The following is a 17,572-nucleotide window of genomic DNA, read 5'->3' on the forward strand; positions in this document are numbered from 1 at the left end:
CGCATTTCCTACAGAGCGGGCCTCAAGTGGGCCGTTAGCTCAGTTGGTAGAGCAACTGACTTTTAATCAGTGGGTCGCAGGTTCGAATCCTGCACGGCTCACCACTTGTCACGATCATCCTTGGTGTCCGGCGCCGTCGGCGGATCCCGCGGGCCTTTCCGGATGGTTCGCCACGTCTTGTTCGCCGTTTGGCCGTGCGATCAGCGTCTCGAAGGCTGAATCGTCCAGCCCCTGGCGGACCGGGCTTCGGTGTAGAACTGCACCAGCCCCTCCATCATCCGGGCAAAGCCCCCCATGTCGCCCCACCGTTTCCAGCGGTTGTAGGGGGTCTTCGCCGGACCATATTCCCTCGGCGCATCGCACCGCCGCAAGCCATTGCGATTGATGAAGGTTATCCCGTTCAGCACGCGCGGGTCATCGACCCACGGCTTGCCATGGCTCCTGGGAAAGAACGGCCACAGCCGCGCCATCTGCTCCTCGGTCAGCCAGAAAAGGTTGCTCATCATCACCCCCGTCAGTTCGGGAGCTTGGAGCACGCAGGCCAACCGCACTCAAGCAGATCAATGGCTCCTGAACCTAGCTTGCGTGCAGGCCGTGGCAGAGCATTGACGGCGTCGGGCCGGGAAATGATCGGCCTGCGCTGGCGTTCCGGCGGTGATCGCGCCGGGTCCCTGCGCGATCGTGCTGATTTTTCGGGCTGATGACAGCGAGCCCCGCGCCGATCCTTTTCCCTCGTGCACGCCTGTGGGGGGCAGTCGAGGACCAGAAGAACCGATGAAACGATCTCAGGCCGGAATCGTCTCCATCAGCCACCGAAATCCGGCCAGTTCGGCCATCCCCTTGATGTTGCAGCCGAGCAAGGCAAGGGTCGGGTCTGGCGTGTTCAGTCCAGCCCCATCCGGGCCATCATCGCCTCGATCCGCGGCACGTCCTCGGGGTTGTTCAACTCCCAGAACTCGCGGCCGCGCGACTCGACCTCGACGCACAGCACCGGGCGCCCGCGTTCGAGGAAGCGCAACTGCTCCAGCCCCTCAAGCCCTTCCAGCGGGCCGGGCTGCCATTGCGGATAGGCGGCCAGCGCCGCGGGCCGGTAGGCATAGACGCCGACATGGTGGAAGACGGGGGTCGGGTCGTCCTCGCCATAGCTCTGGCCGGTGAAGGGAATCACCTCCTTCGAGAAATAGAGCGCATGGCCCCGCTTGCCGAAGACGGCGGTGGTGCCGCCTACCCGGCCCGCGCGGCGGTCGGCCAGAAGGGCCGCAAGCGCGCGCCCGTCGCAGCGCAGGACCGGCGTCGCGATCTCGGCCTCGGGATCGGCGGCAAGCCCGGCGACCAGCGCCTCGATGAACCAGGGCGGGGTCAGCGGCGCATCGCCTTGCAGGTTGACCACGATCTCGAACCCGCCGCCCAGTGCCGCGACTGCCTCGGCCACCCGTTCGGTGCCGTTGGCGCAGCTTTCCGAGGTCATCACCACCTCGGCGTCGAATCCCTCGGCTGCATCGCGGATGCGCGCGTCATCGGTTGCCACCACCACCCGATCGACACCCGAAACGGCCTGGGCAGCCCGCCAGGACCGTTCGATCAGCATGCGGCTTTCGCCCGAGGCGCCCCTGAGCGCGACAAGAGGCTTGCCGGGATAGCGGCTGGAGGAAAAGCGCGCGGGGATGACGACGAGAACCGGCATCAGGCAGGCCGCAGCGCCACGCCCGGCGCAAAGGCGATGAAGAAGGGGTTCGCGTAGCCCTGCTTGCCATAGGTCAGCGGCGCGTGATCGTCAAAGCGCACCACCTGCCCGCCCGCACCCGCCAGAACCGCATGACCCGCGGCGGTGTCCCATTCCATCGTGCGCCCGAGCCGCGGGTAAAGATCGGCCTCGCCACAGGCCACAAGGCAGAATTTCAGCGACGATCCCGCGCTGGTCATGTCCTTGACGGCGTAATGGGCGATATAGTCGTCGGTCGCCTGGTCGCGATGGGATTTCGAGGCGACCACGATCAGCGCATCATTGTCGGGCGTTGCAACCGAAAGGGGTGTGAGCGGTCCCGGCGCGTCAAGGTCAAGCGCGCCGGTCTCCTCGACCGCAGTGCCATCGGCGCGGGTGTAGAACAACCGCCCCTTGGCCGGGGCATAGACCACGCCGCGCACCGGAACGCCGTTCTCGACCCAGGCAATGTTGACGGTGAAATCGCCGCGGCGCTGGACGAATTCCTTGGTCCCGTCCAGCGGATCGACGATCAGGAAATCGCGCGCCGTCTCGGCATGGCTTGCGGCCTGTTCCTCGGTGACGATCAGCACGTCGGGAAACGCCTCGGCCAGCGCGGCCGAGATCAGCGCGTCGGCGGCCTCGTCGGCCTCGGTCACGGGGCTGGAGTCGGACTTGGACCGCACCTCGAAATCCTCGGAGCCGTAGATCTCCATGATCTGAGCCCCGGCAAGAAGCGCGGTCCGCCGCATCACGGCTTCGAGCATCTGATAGTCCAAATCGGGTCTCCTTAGGCTCGGATTGTAATGAATTGGCAAGGCTCTTATGCTTGCCTGCCTGCGCAACGGCAAGGGCGACGAATGCCCCGGCCAAACGGACGGGCCAATGTTTCAGGACAGGACACCGCGAACAAGGACCATGGGCGGACTGCGCCTGCTGGTGCTGATCTATCACGGCAGCGTGCGCCATGTGCGCAAGGGGCACGGTAACGCAGTCGTCGGCCTCTTGATGAACATCATGCAGACGGTGATCTTCCTTGCCGCTTTCTTCCTGATGTTCGAACTGCTGGGGCTGCGCGGCGCGGCCATCAGGGGCGACTTCCTGCTCTACCTGATGACCGGGATCTTCCTTTTCCTGACCTTCAACAAGACGATGTCGGCGGTGATCGCGTCCGAGGGGCCGGCCTCGCCGCTGATGCAGCATGCGCCCATGAACACGATCATCGCGATCGGTTCGGCGGCGTTCGGGACGCTTTACGTCCAGTTGCTGTCGATGTTCGTGGTGGGCTTCGTCTATCACGCGGCGATCACGCCGATCACGATCCACGATCCGGTCGGCGCAATGGCCATGGTGCTGCTGTCCTGGTTCTCGGGGCTGGCGATCGGGATGGTCTTCCTGGCGGCGAAGCCATGGGCGCCGGGCGTCGTCGGGCTTGCCTCGACGATCTTCCAGCGGCTGAACATGATCGCGTCGGGCAAGATGTTCGTGGCCAACATGCTGCCCGGCTACATGCTGGCGCTGTTCGACTGGAACCCGCTGTTCCATTGCATCGACCAGGCGCGCGGTTTCACCTTCATCAACTACAGCCCGCATTTCACCTCGATCAGCTATCCGTTTTTCGTCAGCCTGGCGCTGATCATGCTGGGGCTGATGGGGGAGTTCTATACGCGAAAATTCGCCTCGGCGAGCTGGTACGCCCGCCGCTGAAGGCGCGGCTCAGGGCGCCAGACGGATGTCGGCGCGTGCGCCCTGACCGGTGGCGTCGATCACCGACAGGGTTGAAAAGCCTGGGCCGGGGGCAGGCAGATGCGTTTCCCGCACCCGCAATCCGGTCGCGACCGGGGCACCGTCCAGAAGCAGGGTGAAGGGTGGCGTGCCGCCGTCCAGCCGCACCGGCAGCAGGCCGAGCCCCGGCGCCAGCGTGGCGCCATCCGGCGGAAAGGCCAGCCGCGGCCCGGTGGCTTGCGCGGACGCAAAGCGGCGCAGTGGCTGGGGCAGGTCGGCAGTGGCCGCGATCAGCGTGCCGGGCGGCGGGGGGGGCAGCGGAAGGGGGGCGGGTTTCAGCCGCGCGAAGGCCTCGAACAGCAGCGGTGCCGCGCTGTCGGCACCAAAGGCCCCCGGCACCGACGTCCCGTCCGGGCGGCCGATCCAGACCGCGATCACATGCGCGCCGTCGAAGCCCACCGCCCAGGCATCGCGGTGGCCATAGGAGGTGCCGGTCTTGAAGGCGATCCGCCCCTGGGCTGCGGCAGGCGGCGCAGCCGTGCCGCGCAGGATGTCGGCCACCTGCCAGGCGGCTTCGGGCGGCAGGATGGCGGGGCCGGGGTTGGTCTGTGCGTCTGTGGTCTGCCAGTGCAGCCTGACCGCGCGCCCGCCATTCGCGATCCCCGCATAGAGACGGGCAAGGTCTTCGAGTGTCACGCCCAGCCCGCCCAGCGCCACGGCAAGACCCGGCACCCCGCCGGGAATCGCGGGCTTGATCCCGGCGCGTTCCAGCCCGGCGACCAGCCGTGCAGGCCCCAGCGCCTCGACCAGCGCCACGACGGGGATGTTGCGCGAGGATTGCAGCGCCGCGCGCGCCGTGATCGTGCCGCGGAAGGTGCCGTCGAAATTGGACGGGCGGTAGCTGCCGAAGGCCGTCGGGCGATCCTCGATCAGCGTTTCGGGATGGGCCTGCCCCTCGGCGAAGGCAAGGCCATAGACCAGCGGTTTCAGCGTCGAGCCGGGCGAGCGGGGCGCGATGGTCATGTCGACATAGCCCGCCCGCGCGCTGTCGGTGAAATCGGGGCTGCCGAGATGGGCCAGGATCTCGCCCGTGCGGTGGTCGGCGACGATCAGCGCAGCCGAGACATCGGGGCCAAGCGGGGCGACCGTCTGGCGTAACAGCGGCTCCAGCCGCGCCTGCAACCCGGCCTCCAGCGTCAGTTGGTGCAGCGCCGCGCCCGGCTCGGCGGCGCGGGCACGGTCGGCAAGATGCGGGGCCAGTGCGGGGAAGGGGTGGCGGGCCTCGGGCACCGGGGCGCGGATGGCGGCGGCCAGATCCCCGGCCCCCAGCAGGCCCGCCTGTGCCATCCGCGCCAGCACCCGGTCGCGCCCGGCGCGCGCGGCGGCAGGATTGCGGTCGGGGCGGCGGGCCTCGGGCGCCTGGGGCAGCGCGACCAGCAGCGCGGCCTCGGCCGGTGTCAGCCGCCGCGGCGGCTTGCCGAACCAGGCCAGGCTGCCCGCGCGCAGCCCTTCGAGATTGCCACCGAAGGGCGCGCGGTTCAGGTAAAGCGTCAGGATCTCGTCCTTGCCCAGCCGCCGTTCCAGCGCAAGCGCCACCCGCATCTGGCGCAGCTTGCCGCCCCAATGCCCGGTGCCGCTGTCTTCCAGCAGCCGCGCGACCTGCATCGTCAGCGTCGAGCCGCCCGAGACGACGCGGCCATGGCGCAGCGCCTGCCCCGCCGCGCGCGCCAGCGCCAGCGGATCGATGCCCGGATGGCTGTAGAAACGCCGATCCTCGCGCGCGATCAACATGGCCAGATAGCCCGGGTCAACGGCATCGAGGCTGGTCGCCAGCCGCCAGCGCCCATCGGCCACGGTATAGGCACGCAGAAGCGTCCCGTTGCGGTCCAGCACTTCGGCCGAGCTTTCGGCCACCACCACCGGCAGATCAGTTGCCGCGATCCAGCGATCCGCCGCATCCCGCGCCGCCGCGCCGATGAACAGCGCCGCGACAAGGACCAGCGGCAGCCGCCTCATTCGCTGACCGAGGCGCGGCCCGTATCGGTCCAGGCGCGGCGGTCGGGGCGATACATGTCCTCGACGCTGGCGGCGGGGTGGCGATAGCTGCCCGGCGCGGTCGCGCGCAGGATATAGGCCAGCCGGATCGGGGCCTCCGATCGCAGATCGACCGCGGCCAGGAACCGGTCCTGCCGCGCCTCGGTATGGGCGGCGTCTTCGGTCACGTCCAGCCAGTCGAGCGCCCGGATATCGCCCGCGCGGATCAGGTTCGGGTTGTCGATCTCGAAGCCTGCGGGCAGCGGGTCGGCCACCATCAGCCGCGCCTCGGTCGGGGTGAAGGGCGTGACCTCGATCACCGTGACCAGCCGGGTTCCGGCGGGCACCGCATCCAGCGTCGCGGGCGCGCCATCAAGCATGTAGTGGCGGCGGGTGATGGCGAATCCGTTGCCGCCCGCGGGCTCGGGCGTGTCCGGCACGCCGAACGCGGTCAGCGTCAGGACCTCATCCGCGCCGCTGCCGTTTCCGATCACCGCCGGGGCATCGCCGTCGCGCAAGAGCCGCACCAGCGGCCCGTCAAGCGGCGTGCCGTTCAGGGTGAAGCCCGCCGCCCCCGGCCGGTCGATCAGCGCATGCGCGGCCAGAAGCGTCCAGACCGCCTCCTGGGTCGAGCGTGCCCGGCCCGGCACGGCGACGTAATCGGCCAGCATTGTGCGGTTGACCGCCGCGCTGCCCGCCTCTGCCGCCAGCGCAAGAAGCCCGGCGGCATCGCGCAGGTCGGTGCCGTAATCGGCACGCCAGAGCGGTGGTTCCTCGGCCCCAATGCGCACCCCCATCCGGCCCGCGGCATGGGTGAACATCGCCTCGGCCCGCACCGGATCGCCATAGGCGGCAAGCGCAGCACCCAGTTGTCCGGCGGCCAGCGGGGTTGCAAAGGCGCGGCCCTTGACATCGGCGTAATAGCGCAGGTCCGCCATCGCCGCCGCCCCCTCGCGCGCCAGGACCATCAGCGCATAGGCGATATCCTCGCCGCCCTCGTCGAAATCGGGGGCATAGGCGATGCGGTTGCGCAGGTTGTCCAGCGCCGCGCGGAAGGCATGGGCGGGAACCGCAAAGCCCTGCGCGCGCGCCCGGCTCAGGAAATCGGTGACATAGGCATCCAGCCAGAAATCCCCCGCGTCCGGCCGCCAGAGCCCGAAACTGCCATTCGGCGCCTGATTGGCCAGCACCGCGGCGATGGCCTGATCCACGCGGGCGCGCAGGTCGTCGCGTGTCCCCAGCCCCATCGCGACCGCGATCTCGTCCAGATAGACAAGCGGCAGCGCGGCCGAGGCCAGTTGTTCCGTGCAGCCATAGGGATAGCGGTCAAGCGCGGCCAGAAGCCCCGGCGCATCCAGCCGCGCGATGGGGCCGATGGCCAGCGTCGCGCGCCCCGTGCCGGGCTGAAAGCCGGTGAATATCGCCTGATCGGCGGTGAAACGGTCGCCATCGGCCAGCGTGAAGCGCGAGCTTCGCAGCAGCTCGGGGTCGGTCACCTCGACCGGCAGCGCCAGCCGCCGGGTCAGTGCCTGACCATCGGGGGTGGTCAGCGTCACGTCGATCCCGGCAAGTCCGGGGTCGCCCGCGATCACGGGGATCGACAGCGTGGCCTTGCCCCCCTCGGCCAGATCAAGCTCCGGCGGGATCGCCGCCGCATCAAGCGCCACGCCCGAGCCCGTCACCGACAGCCCCATCCGCCCCGCCGGACCGGTGGCATGCACGATTTCCAGCAGTAACCGGCTACGGTCGCCGGGGGCGAGGAAGCGCGGCAGGCTGGCGGTCACCACGACCGGATCGCGCACAAGGATATCGGCCTCGGCCTGCCCCAGCCCGGTCTTCGACCACACCACCGCCATCAGCCGCACGGTGCCATTGAAGGCGGGCAGATCGAAGCGGGCGCGGGCATACCCGTCCGGCCCCACCTGAACCGGCCCCTCGAACAGCGCGACCAGATCCTCGGTCGGCGGCGGCGCCTGCATCCGCAGACCAGCCCCCGCATCACCTCCCGAGCGGACGCGGCCCATCTCGCCGCTCATCCCGTCGATCAGGCGGCCATAGACATCGCGCAGGCCCATCCCCAGCCGCCGCTGGCCGAAATAATGGCCATCGGGATCGGGGCTGGCAAAGCCCGTCAGGTTCAGGATGCCCAGATCGACGGCGGCAATCGTGGCATGGGCGGTTTCGCCCGGCTGGATGCCCTCGACTTTCAGCGCGACATCCAGCGGCGCGCGGGGCTGGGCCTCGGCTGCCATTTCGAAGCCCGCGCGCAACCGCCGTGGGCCGGGATCGACCGTGGCATGGGCCAGACCCAGCGCCCGGGCAGGGTTCTGGCCTGCCTCGGCGTCCATTGGCCGGATCAGCGTCGCCGCGACATAGGCCCCTGCCCCCCACTCGTCCGTCACGGGCAGGGCAACGGTATTTTCGCCCGCGACCAGATCGACGGGCTGCATGTGGATCAGCCGGTTCGACATGACCGTGACCAGCCCCTTGCCCGGCGCGCGCGGCACGATCCTCAGCGTCGCGGTCTCGCCCGGGGCATAGGCCGGTTTGTCCAGCGCGACCTCAAGCATGTCGGGGGTTCGGCTGGTGTCGGCGGGGGCATACCAGCCAGCGTCGAACGCTACCGACGTTTTGGCAAAGGGGGCGTCCGCGCGCGTGACGACCAGTTCGTAGCGGCCCCACTGGACCGGGAGATCCAGCGAGAGCCGCCCGCCTGCCAGCACCGCCGCGCCGCTGGTGACGCGGCTGCGGGTGGTCACCGGCTCCCACGCCCAGTCGCCATGCATTTGATACCATTGATAGCGGGTCTCGACCCGGTTCAGCGCCCAGTCGATGCGCATCTCCTGCGGTTCCCCGTCCGGGCCGAGGCCGAGCAACTCGAACCCGGCCTCTGTCCCCTCGCCCACGACGCCGTCGAAAAGCGGCCTGATGCCGATCAGCGGGGCGTCGGGCGCCAGGGCGCGGGTCAGGCGGCGTTCGACCGGGCGGGCCGAGCCCTCGGCCAGCCGCACCACGATCTCGGCCTCCAGCGGCTTGCCCTCTGCCTCGATCCCGGGAAAGGCCAGCGGCAGGGCGGCGCGGCCCCCGGCATCGGTGCGGGGCGCGTTCTCGATCACGGCAAGCTGCGGCGCGATGCGGCTGTCATGGCGGCCGAAGCGGAAACCGGGATGGGCGGGCAGGCTGTCCACCGCCGCCAGCCGCACCTCGCCCTCGATGGCCAGATCGGCCCCCACCGCGCCGAAAAGATAGCGCGCCGCGATGCCCAGAACCGGCCGGTCCGACAGGCGCAGCGGCCCCTCGGCCAGCGACAGCTCGAAGTCGATCCGCTCGGGCAGGAAATCCTCGACCAGCAGCTTGTGCGTGGCCAGCGGCGGCGCGTCGGGCTCGGCATGAACTGCCAGCGTCCAGGTGCCGCGCGGGGCGGTCGCCGCGATGCCAAGCGCAAAGACATGCCCGCCCGCCACGCCGCCCGACGACAGCGCGCGGGTGTGTTCCACCCCGTCGGGCCGGGTCAGGATCGCGGTCAGCGGCAGCCCCTCGACCGCCTCGGCCCGCCCGTCGCGGGCCAATGCGGTGGCGCGCACGGTTTCGCCCGCGCGATAGGCGCCGCGCTCGGTCGTCAGGAAGACGTCTATGGGCGGCGCGGGCGGGCGCCCCTCTACGCCGCGGTCGGACAGGTCGAATTCGGGCTCGGTCAGCGACAGGAAGGCCAGATCGCCCTCGCCCTCCTGCACGGTCACCAGCGCGGGCGCCGCCCCGGCCTGCCCGCGCATCAGTCCCGCCGGGAATTGCGCATGGCCTGCCGCGTCGGTCTGCGCCGTTCCCAGGACACGGTTCGCGCGCGACATCAGCGACACCGTGACCCCCGCCTTGGGCTTGGCGCTTGCCAGCGACCGGACGAAGACATGCAGCCCGTCCGTTCCCGCCATCGTGGCCAGCCCCAGATCGGACAGCACGAACCATTGCGTGGCGGCCGGACGGTCATAGGGATCGGCCCCCGGGATCGCCGCGTGCAGCGCATAGATGCCCGCGGGCAGCCCGGCGATGGCCTCGGCCAGCGGCAGGCGCGTGGTGACATCGCGGTTCAACTCCATCCCCACCTCGCCGGTGCCGGTCCAGACCTGTTCGGCCATGTCGGCCGAGAACGCATCCTCCTGCCAGGGCGAAAGCGGGCGGCCGAAATAGCCGTCCTGGATCGCGCGCAGCAGGTTGCGGTCGGACATCCGGTGCAGCCGCAAGTCCAGCCGGTCGGTGTTCACGGTGACCACGGGCAGCGCCGCCTCGCCCGTGCGGGGCAGCACATAGGCGCGGCCGGGGAAGCGGACCGAAGGGCGGCGGTCGCGAACATACTGGGTCAGTTCCACGGGGCGGGCCAGAACCTCGCCGCTTTGGGCGGGCAGGCCCGGGCGCAGCGTCAGCCGGTAGCTTTCGCCATGGCGCAGGCCCGCGACGCAGAGCCGGTCATCCTCGGCCGTGACGGCAAGCCCGGACTGCGGAAGCTGCACGAAGGGCGCGAAATCGGCGCCGCGGGCGAGCGGTTCGGAAAAGCGGGTGCAGATGCGCGGGCTGGGCGCGTCGCTTTCCACATCGGTCTCGACCACGCGGAAACCGTGCTTCGCGATCGCCGCGTCCAGCCGTTCGGCGATGTCCTCGCGCGGGGCCAGCGCCTGGGCCAGCCGCAGCGCCGGAACCGTTTCGCGCCCGCGGTCCACGGCCTCCAGCGCCTCGGCCATCACGACCAGCGCCTGCGCGCGCGTCGCTGGGGCGGCGCTGCGCAGATGGGCGTTGATCGCGGCCGACAGCGCGCGGGTCTGCGCGTTGCGCCGCGCCTCGGCGTTCTGGATGGGCTGGGCGAGCGTGAGGCTGGCATATTCGGCCCAGAGCGCGCCGGTATCGGCCAGCACCAGCGCCGCGCCGGTAAAGCCCAGCGCCTCGGCGATCTGGCCTGCGGCGCGCGCCTCGGTGGCGGCCTGAAGCCAGTTTTCCAGCGGTCGTTCATTCACATGATGGCGCCGCGACAGGGCCTCGGCCGCGGTTCGTGCGGCTGACAGATCCTCGGGCCGCAGGAAATCCAGTTCGGCCACCCGCGCGGCCACGCCGTCCAGAACCGTCGGATCGGTGCGCAGCACGCGGGCCGACAGGGCCCCCTGATAGGGCACGCTGGCATTGGCGGCCGCCTTGGGAAAACAGGCATTCGAGCGGGTGTTGAAGGTCAGCGCCGTGCAGGCGGGATCGGTCAGGCAGGCCCGCGCGCAGGCCTCGAAATCCGAATCGAACAGGTTGCGCAGATCGTCGCCGGGGAAATCCACATCGCGCGAGATCGCCAGCCGCGTTTCGGGAACCGGGCCGGGCATGGGCTGGGCCAGCGCGGGAAGGGCAAGGAAGATCAGACAGAAAAGGGCGACAAACCGGCGCATCGCGGTCTCCTTCTGCAATTCGCATCGCCGCAGGATGCTGGCACGGGCTTGCCGCGTATGGAAACGATTCCTCCGCGGGCGTTAATCGGCTGTTCACCCTGATCCGACCAGACTGCGCGAAACCCCGTGGAGACTCCGCGCATGGACATGACCGAGAGACTGGCGACCGAGCGGCGCAAGCGCCTTGCCGCCGAACGCCTGCTCGACCAGAAAAGCCGCGAGCTGTTCGAGGCGAACCGTCGGCTGTCCAAGCATGCGCTCCACCTTTCCGAAGAAATCACGGAGACGCGCCAGACCGCCGAGGATCTGCGCGGCCAGAACACCCAGGTCCTGACCGAACTTGCCGAGGTCTCGCTCGAGGCCGATGTCGTGAAGCAGCGACTCTGGGATTCGCTGGAAACCGTCAAGGACGGCTTTGCGCTGTTCGATGCCCAGGACCGGCTGGTGATCGCCAACCGCGCCTATCTGTCGGTCTTCGACGGGCTGGAAGCGGTGGCGCCCGGCGTGCGATATGACGAGATCGTGCGCCTGGGCGTCGAGGAAGGGATCGTCGATATCGGCGAGCAAGACCCGCCGGGCTGGATCGAGGAGTTCCTGGCGCGTTGGCATCAGAACCCGGTGCCGACCCGTGTGATCCGGCTGTGGAGCGGCGACTACATCAAGCTGGTGGACCGGCGCACGCCCTCGGGGGATATGGTGTGCCTGTCGATGAACATCACCGAAATGATGCGCATGTGGGCCGCGGTCGAGGCGATCCCCGACGGCTTCGTGCTGTATGACCATGACGATCGGCTGGTGATGTGCAACGACCGCTATCGCGAGTTCTACGCGCAGAGCGCCCCTGTCATGGAGCCCGGTACAAGGTTCGAGGACATCCTGCGCTACGGGCTGGAATACGGCCAGTATCCCGAGGCACAGGGCCGCGAGGAGGACTGGCTGACCGAGCGGATGAATCGCCACCAGCGCCCCGAAGGCATGATCGAGCAGCGCCTGGACGATGGCCGCTGGCTGCGCATCCTCGAGGAACGCACCCCCGATGGCGGGCTGGTCGGGCTGCGCGTCGACATCACCGAGCAGAAGCGCCAGCAAGAGGCGCTGGACCGCGCCCGCGTCGCCGCCGAGGCCGCCAACCGCGCCAAGTCCGCTTTCCTCGCCAACATGAGCCACGAGCTGCGCACGCCGATGAACGGCGTGGTCGGCATGGCGGAACTGTTGTGCGAGACGGAGCTTTCCGAGGAACAGCGGCTTTACGCGCAGACGATCCGGGAATCCGGCGAGGCGCTTCTGAGCCTGCTGAACGATGTGCTGGACTATTCCAAGATCGAGGCCGACAAGCTGCAACTGCATCCCGAGCCCTTCGATCTGGAACGCACGATTTACGAGATCGTCATGCTGTTGCAGGCTCCCGCGCGCGACAAGCATCTCGATGTCCTGATCGACTACGACATCTTCCTGCCCACACGCTTCATCGGCGATCGCGGACGCATCCGGCAGGTGCTGACCAATCTCGTTGGAAACGCGATCAAGTTCACCGAAGCGGGCCATGTCCTCATTCGGGTCGTCGGCTTCGAGGAGGGGGAGGACGCCCTTCAGCATGTTCATGTCACGGTTGAGGACACCGGTATCGGTATCGCCCTGGACATGCAGGAACATATATTCGGCGAGTTCAACCAGGTCGAGGACCAGCAGAATCGCAAGTTCGAGGGCACCGGGCTGGGGCTGGCGATCACAAGGCGCTTGATCGAGATGATGGGCGGGGAGGTGTGGCTGGAGTCGGAAAAGGGTGAGGGCTCGTGCTTCGGTTTCCGTCTGCCGCTGCCCGTCGCCGAACCGAACGAAGTGCTGCCCGCGCCAGAAACGGCCGAGGTGCGTCATGTCCTTGTGGTGGACGATCAGGAAGTGAACCGCACGATCTTGGAGCGGCAGATGTCGCAACTCGGTCTGGACGTGACCTGCCATGTAACGGCAGAATCTGCTCTGGGCGCAGCTGCAGCGGCAGATCTGATCATTACCGATCACCGGATGCCAGGAATGGACGGCTATGCCTTTGCCCGCGCGCTGCGCAAGTCGGGCCATGCCGGGCCGATCCTGATGCTGACCTCGAACCCGGCCTGCCTGGGCCAAACCGGCGAGAATGCCGAGTCCGGCGTCGATCTCGTGCTTCAGAAGCCGGTGCTGCGCCGGGCGCTTTACGAGGCGATCTCGACTCTGGCGCCCTCGGTGCAGTGCGTGGCCGGGCGCAGGCCTGCGCCAGTGTCCCGCCCGATGCGCGTCCTCGCGGCCGAGGACAACCGGACGAACCGGCTGGTGCTGGGCAAGATGGTCGCGGGGCTGAATGTCGAGATACGCTTTGCCACCAACGGCCACGAGGCGGTGGCCGCCTTTCGCGAGTCGCGGCCTGATCTGATCCTCATGGATATCTCCATGCCCGAATGCGACGGCAAGGAGGCTACCGGCAGGATCCGCCGGATCGAGGCCGAGAACGGCGATCTGCCCGTGCCCATCGTCGCGCTGACCGCGCATGCGCTTAAGGGCGATGCCGAGGATATCCTGGCCGCCGGGCTCGATGCGTGCCTGACCAAGCCGTTGCGCAAGAGTGACATCCTTGCCGCGATCACGGCGCATCACCCCGCAGATTGCGCGCCGCTCGATCCCGCCGGTTCCGTTCCGGGCGACGAGCCGGAGACCTTGCCGCGGCTGCGCGCGATCTGACCGGCCGACGCGTCAGTCCTCGGCGCCGCCGCGCAGGAAGACGGGGCGATACGGTTCGGACAGATCGGGGATGTGGCGATAGCCGCCCGTGTCGAATTCCAGGAGTGCCTCGGGATCGGTCAGCCGCCGTTCGACGATGAAGCGGGCCATCGCGCCGCGGGCCTTCTTGGCGAAGAAGCTGACGATCTTCGGCCCGCCCGGCCGGTCCTCGAGGAAGACGGGCGTGATGACCCGCAGGCGCAGCGCCGCTGGATCGACCGCGCCGAAATATTCCTGGCTGGCGCAGTTCACCAGAATGTCGGTGCCCGCCACCTGCGCGGCCTCGTTCAAGGCGCGGGCCAGCCGGTGGCCCCAATAGGCATAGAGGGTTTCGCCCCTGTCGGTCCTGAGCCGGCTGCCCATTTCCAGCCGGTGCGGCTGGATCGCATCAAGCGGGCGCAACAGACCGTAAAGCCCCGACAGGATGCGCAGCCGGTCCTGGGCAAAGCGCAGATCGTCCGCGTCCAGCGAGGCGGCCTCGAACCCCGCATAGGTATCGCCCGCGAACAGCAGAACAGCAGGCTTGACCGCTTCGGGCGCGGGCGCGGCGGCGAAATCGCGGAAACGGTCGGCGTTCAGGCGCGCGAGCTTGTCGCTGATATGCATCAGTTTCGTCAGCTCCGCCGGGCTCAGCGCAGATGCAACAGCGGCCAGATGCACCGCGTCCTCCTGAAAGGCGGGCGCCGTGGGGTTGATGCCCCCGACCGGCGCAGGGTCCAGCCGTTTCGCGGGCGATATGACGACGAGCATGAGAAGCCTTTTCCGAAACCGGCAGCACAGATAGCAGACGGGCCCGTGCCGTCCAGCCTTACTCCCCGGCCAGCACCTGAAGGAAGGCGGGGCCGAAGCGGTCGGCCTTGGCCGGTCCCATGCCGGGCAGGCGGGCCATGTCCTCGATGCTGGCGGGGCGGCGTTCGGCGATGTGGCGCAGCGTGGTGTGGGGGCAGGACAGGAATTTCCCGGTGCCGTCCGCGCCGCGGCTCAGATCGCGCTGAACCTCCATCAGCCGGTCGAAGATTTCGCCCGCTTCGCGCCCCGCCAGCCGCAGCCGTGCCGGATGGGGCCGTTCGGCCGCCCCGGCGATCACCTCAAGGAATGCCGCGCCGTAGCGGTCGAGCTTGGTTGCTCCCACGCCGCCGATCCGCGCCATCGCGTCCAGCGTTTCGGGGCGTTTCTCGGCCATCTCGATCAGGGTGCGGTCGGTGAAGATGATATAGGCGGGCACGCCTGCGGCCTCGGCCAGCGCGCGGCGCTTGGCCTTGAGCGCGGACAGAAGCGGCGCGTCCTCGTCGGAGACCAGCGCCTTGACCACGGGGCGCGACTTCTCGGCGGCGATGGTGTCGCGGCGCAGCTCGATCGCGGCCTCGCCCTTCAGGATCGGGCGGGCGGCGTCCATCATGCGCAGCGCGCCGTGGCGGTCGGGATCGGGGCGGACCAGATCGCGGCCCATCATCTGGCGGAACACCGCCTGCCAGCCGCGCCGGTCGAACTCGCGCCCCACGCCGAAGGTGGGCAGCCGGTCATGTCCGCGGGTGCGGATCTTGTCGGTTGCGGTCCCTGTCAGGATGTCGACCAGGTGCTGGGTGCCGAAGCTTTCGCCCGTGCGCAGCATCGCCGACAGCGCCTTGCGCACGGCCTCGGTGGCGTCGAACCGCTCGGGCGGGCTGTCGCAGAGGTCGCAATGGCCGCAGGGTTCAAGCGCGGCCTCGCCGAAATAGCGCAGCAGCGTCTGGCGGCGGCAGAACGGTGCCTCGGCCAGACCCAGAAGCGCGTTCAGCCGGGCGTGATCGGCGGCGCGGCGTTCGGGCGGCGCGGGGCTTTCGTCGATCTGGGTGCGGCGCAGGCGGATGTCGTCGGCGCCATACAGCGTCAGCGTCTCGGCCGGGGCGCCGTCGCGGCCCGCGCGGCCGATTTCCTGGTAGTAGGATTCGATGGATTTCGGCAGGTCGGCATGGGCCACCCAGCGGATATCGGGCTTGTCGATACCCATGCCGAAGGCGACGGTGGCCACCACGATCAGCCCGTCCTCGGTCTGGAACCGCGCCTCGACATCCCGGCGCGGCCCGGCCTCCATCCCGCCGTGATAGGCGCAGGCGGCATGCCCCGCCTGCGCCAGCGCGGCGGCCAGGCTTTCGGTCTTGGCGCGGGTCGCGCAATAGACGATGCCCGACTGGCCGCGGCGGGCGGCGGCAAAGGCCAGGATCTGGCGGCGCGGCTGGTCCTTGGGGGCAAAGGCAAGGTGGATGTTCGGCCGGTCGAAGCCGCGCAGGAAGGTTTGCGGCGCGACCCCGTCGAACAGCCGGGCCACGATCTCGTCGCGGGTTTCGGCATCCGCCGTCGCGGTAAAGGCGGCCAGCGGCACGCCCAGCGCGCGGCGCAACTCGCCGATGCGCAGGTAGTCGGGGCGGAAATCATGGCCCCACTGGCTGACGCAATGCGCCTCGTCCACCGCGATCAGGCCGACGCCGATGCGGCGCAACAGGTTGACCGTGCCGACCGAGGCCAGCCGCTCGGGCGCCATGTAGAGAAGCTTCAGCGCCCCGGCATCCAGCGCGGCGAAGACCTCGCGGGTTTCGTCCTCGGTATTGCCGGAGGTCAGCGCGCCCGCGGCCACGCCCGCCTCGGCCAGCCCGCGCACCTGGTCGCGCATCAGCGCGATCAGCGGCGAGATGACGACCGTCACACCCTCGCGCAGCAGCGCGGGCAACTGGAAGCAGAGCGACTTGCCCCCGCCGGTCGGCATGATCGCCAGCGTGTTCCGCCCCGCCGCGACGGCGGCCACGATCTCTTGCTGGCCCGGCCGGAAGGCGTCGAATCCGAACACGGACGACAGAAGGTCGTGGGCTGAGGCCATTGTCCCCTTGGGATGCTCGGATTACCGCTCGGTTTTGCCCGACCTTCCCATAGCGGGGCGGCCGGGACAAGCCCAAGGGCGCGGCGCGGCCTTAATAGAAGGCCGAGGCGAGCGTGGGCAGAAGGATGTCGCGCAGCGCGATCACGATCACGAAGACGACCAGCGGCGACAGGTCGAGCGCGCCGGTATTGGGCAGGATCCGCCGGATCGGGCCATAGACCGGTTCAAGCAGGCGCGACAGCCCGTCCCAGATCTGCATCACCACCGGCTGGCGCGTGTTGAGCACCTGAAACGAGATCAGCCAGCTGAGGATGATGTGGACGATCATGATGAAGAACACGACGTCCAGGATCAGTTTCAACAACGCAAAGATCGCCATCACCATGTCAGGGCCTTCCGGATCGGGTTTTCCGACAGGTAATCCGGGCGGGCGCCCGGCGCAACCGCCATGACGCCGCGTTTTCCCTTGACGCCCGGCGCCCGCCGCGCGAGGCAACCCCCGCCCGACCGGAGCCTGCCGATGTATCCTTTCCTGCGTCTTGCCAAGGAATTCCACGTCCACCGCAACGCCGCGCCGCTGCCGCTGACGGGCACCCATGTCTCGCATCACATGTGCTGGCCCTGGGATCTGGACCTGTGGATGGAGTTGAACAACGGGCGCACGCTGACGCTGCTGGATCTGGGGCGGCTGCCGCTGGCGAAACGGGTGGGGCTGATCGGGGCGCTGCGGGAACAGGGCTGGGGGCTGACCATGGCGGGGGTGACGGTGCGCTACCGGCGGCGCGTCCGGATCTTCGACCGCTTCCAGATCCGCAGCCGCTGCGTCGGCTGGGATGCGCGGTTCATCTATATCGAACAGGGCATGTGGCGCGGCGAGGAGTGTTGCAATCACGCGCTTTACCGCTCGGCCGTGACGGATGCGAACGGCATCGTGGCGCCCGCGCGCGTGATGGAGGCGATGGGGCGGGCGACCGCCTCGCCGCCGCTGCCGGGCTGGGTGGCCGAGTGGATCACCGCCGAGGCGCACCGCCCCTGGCCGCCGATGGCGGACTGAGGCAACCCACAGCAGAGTTGCACCAGCGTAAATTC

General features: G+C 69.1%; 10 protein-coding genes, 1 tRNA gene and 1 pseudogene. 4 read left to right on the plus strand and 8 right to left on the minus strand.

The window, feature by feature from the left end:
- The first annotated feature begins 28 nt into the window (after positions 1 to 28).
- Positions 29 to 104: transfer RNA gene (locus EV216_RS01930), tRNA-Lys, on the plus strand.
- A gap of 159 nt (positions 105 to 263) precedes the next feature.
- Here EV216_RS01930 and EV216_RS01935 read toward each other — a convergent pair.
- From EV216_RS01935 to cysQ, 3 genes and pseudogenes are all read right to left on the minus strand, one after another.
- Positions 264 to 503 (minus strand): annotated as a pseudogene (locus tag EV216_RS01935) (transposase); the annotation flags it as partial.
- Between the two features lie 380 nt (positions 504 to 883).
- Positions 884 to 1,684, minus strand: coding sequence for a 3-deoxy-manno-octulosonate cytidylyltransferase (locus tag EV216_RS01940; protein ID WP_132693368.1), 801 nt, complete (start codon positions 1,682 to 1,684; stop codon positions 884 to 886).
- Positions 1,684 to 2,469: a 3'(2'),5'-bisphosphate nucleotidase CysQ gene (gene cysQ, locus EV216_RS01945; protein WP_165899116.1), complete on the minus strand. Its 786-nt coding sequence runs from the start codon at positions 2,467 to 2,469 to the stop codon at positions 1,684 to 1,686. Before cysQ ends, EV216_RS01940 begins: the two co-directional genes overlap by 1 nt.
- A 118-nt stretch (positions 2,470 to 2,587) precedes the next feature.
- Between cysQ and EV216_RS01950 the strand changes: the two genes are divergently transcribed.
- Complete coding sequence (locus EV216_RS01950) at positions 2,588 to 3,409, plus strand: ABC transporter permease (protein WP_132693370.1); 822 nt, start codon at positions 2,588 to 2,590, stop codon at positions 3,407 to 3,409.
- Positions 3,410 to 3,418: 9 nt separating this feature from the next.
- Here EV216_RS01950 and pbpC read toward each other — a convergent pair whose 3' ends face one another.
- Both pbpC and EV216_RS01960 read right to left on the minus strand, forming a co-directional pair.
- Positions 3,419 to 5,443: a penicillin-binding protein 1C gene (pbpC, locus tag EV216_RS01955; RefSeq protein ID WP_132693371.1), complete on the minus strand. Its 2,025-nt coding sequence runs from the start codon at positions 5,441 to 5,443 to the stop codon at positions 3,419 to 3,421.
- Positions 5,440 to 10,878, minus strand: coding sequence for an alpha-2-macroglobulin family protein (locus EV216_RS01960; RefSeq protein WP_132693372.1), 5,439 nt, complete (start codon positions 10,876 to 10,878; stop codon positions 5,440 to 5,442). The genes pbpC and EV216_RS01960 overlap by 4 nt, the downstream gene beginning before the upstream one ends.
- Before the next feature lie 141 nt (positions 10,879 to 11,019).
- On the opposite strand from EV216_RS01960, the gene EV216_RS01965 reads away from it, so the two are divergent.
- A complete protein-coding gene (locus EV216_RS01965; RefSeq protein ID WP_132693373.1) occupies positions 11,020 to 13,590 on the plus strand; it encodes a hybrid sensor histidine kinase/response regulator in 2,571 nt (856 codons plus the stop codon).
- Between the two features lie 12 nt (positions 13,591 to 13,602).
- On the opposite strand, the gene yaaA is transcribed toward EV216_RS01965, so the two are convergent.
- The 3 genes from yaaA to EV216_RS01980 form a co-directional block, all read right to left on the minus strand.
- A complete protein-coding gene (gene yaaA / locus EV216_RS01970; protein WP_132693374.1) occupies positions 13,603 to 14,379 on the minus strand; it encodes a peroxide stress protein YaaA in 777 nt (258 codons plus the stop codon).
- A 58-nt stretch (positions 14,380 to 14,437) separates the two neighbouring features.
- The gene (recQ, locus tag EV216_RS01975; protein WP_132693375.1) at positions 14,438 to 16,483 is read right to left on the minus strand and encodes a DNA helicase RecQ; all 2,046 of its coding nucleotides are present in this window, start codon (positions 16,481 to 16,483) and stop codon (positions 14,438 to 14,440) included.
- 91 nt (positions 16,484 to 16,574) lie between these two features.
- On the minus strand, positions 16,575 to 16,865 hold the full coding sequence (locus tag EV216_RS01980) for a YggT family protein (RefSeq protein WP_132693433.1): 291 nt from the start codon (positions 16,863 to 16,865) through the stop codon (positions 16,575 to 16,577).
- A 138-nt stretch (positions 16,866 to 17,003) separates the two neighbouring features.
- On the opposite strand from EV216_RS01980, the gene EV216_RS01985 reads away from it, so the two are divergent.
- Positions 17,004 to 17,537, plus strand: coding sequence for an acyl-CoA thioesterase (locus EV216_RS01985; protein ID WP_132693376.1), 534 nt, complete (start codon positions 17,004 to 17,006; stop codon positions 17,535 to 17,537).
- Positions 17,538 to 17,572 lie beyond the last annotated feature (35 nt).

The organism is Rhodovulum steppense (assembly GCF_004339675.1).
GTDB lineage: Bacteria > Pseudomonadota > Alphaproteobacteria > Rhodobacterales > Rhodobacteraceae > Rhodovulum > Rhodovulum steppense.

What these genes read in the sequence shown, in the direction of transcription:
- EV216_RS01940 (WP_132693368.1), bottom strand. Translation starts at nt 1,684, where the DNA reads ATGCCGGTTCTCGTCGTCATCCCCGCGCGCTTTTCCTCCAGCCGCTAT.
- cysQ (WP_165899116.1), bottom strand. Translation starts at nt 2,469, where the DNA reads ATGCTCGAAGCCGTGATGCGGCGGACCGCGCTTCTTGCCGGGGCTCAG.
- EV216_RS01950 (WP_132693370.1), top strand. Translation starts at nt 2,588, where the DNA reads ATGTTTCAGGACAGGACACCGCGAACAAGGACCATGGGCGGACTGCGC.
- pbpC (WP_132693371.1), bottom strand. Translation starts at nt 5,443, where the DNA reads ATGAGGCGGCTGCCGCTGGTCCTTGTCGCGGCGCTGTTCATCGGCGCG.
- EV216_RS01960 (WP_132693372.1), bottom strand. Translation starts at nt 10,878, where the DNA reads ATGCGCCGGTTTGTCGCCCTTTTCTGTCTGATCTTCCTTGCCCTTCCC.
- EV216_RS01965 (WP_132693373.1), top strand. Translation starts at nt 11,020, where the DNA reads ATGGACATGACCGAGAGACTGGCGACCGAGCGGCGCAAGCGCCTTGCC.
- yaaA (WP_132693374.1), bottom strand. Translation starts at nt 14,379, where the DNA reads ATGCTCGTCGTCATATCGCCCGCGAAACGGCTGGACCCTGCGCCGGTC.
- recQ (WP_132693375.1), bottom strand. Translation starts at nt 16,483, where the DNA reads ATGGCCTCAGCCCACGACCTTCTGTCGTCCGTGTTCGGATTCGACGCC.
- EV216_RS01985 (WP_132693376.1), top strand. Translation starts at nt 17,004, where the DNA reads ATGTATCCTTTCCTGCGTCTTGCCAAGGAATTCCACGTCCACCGCAAC.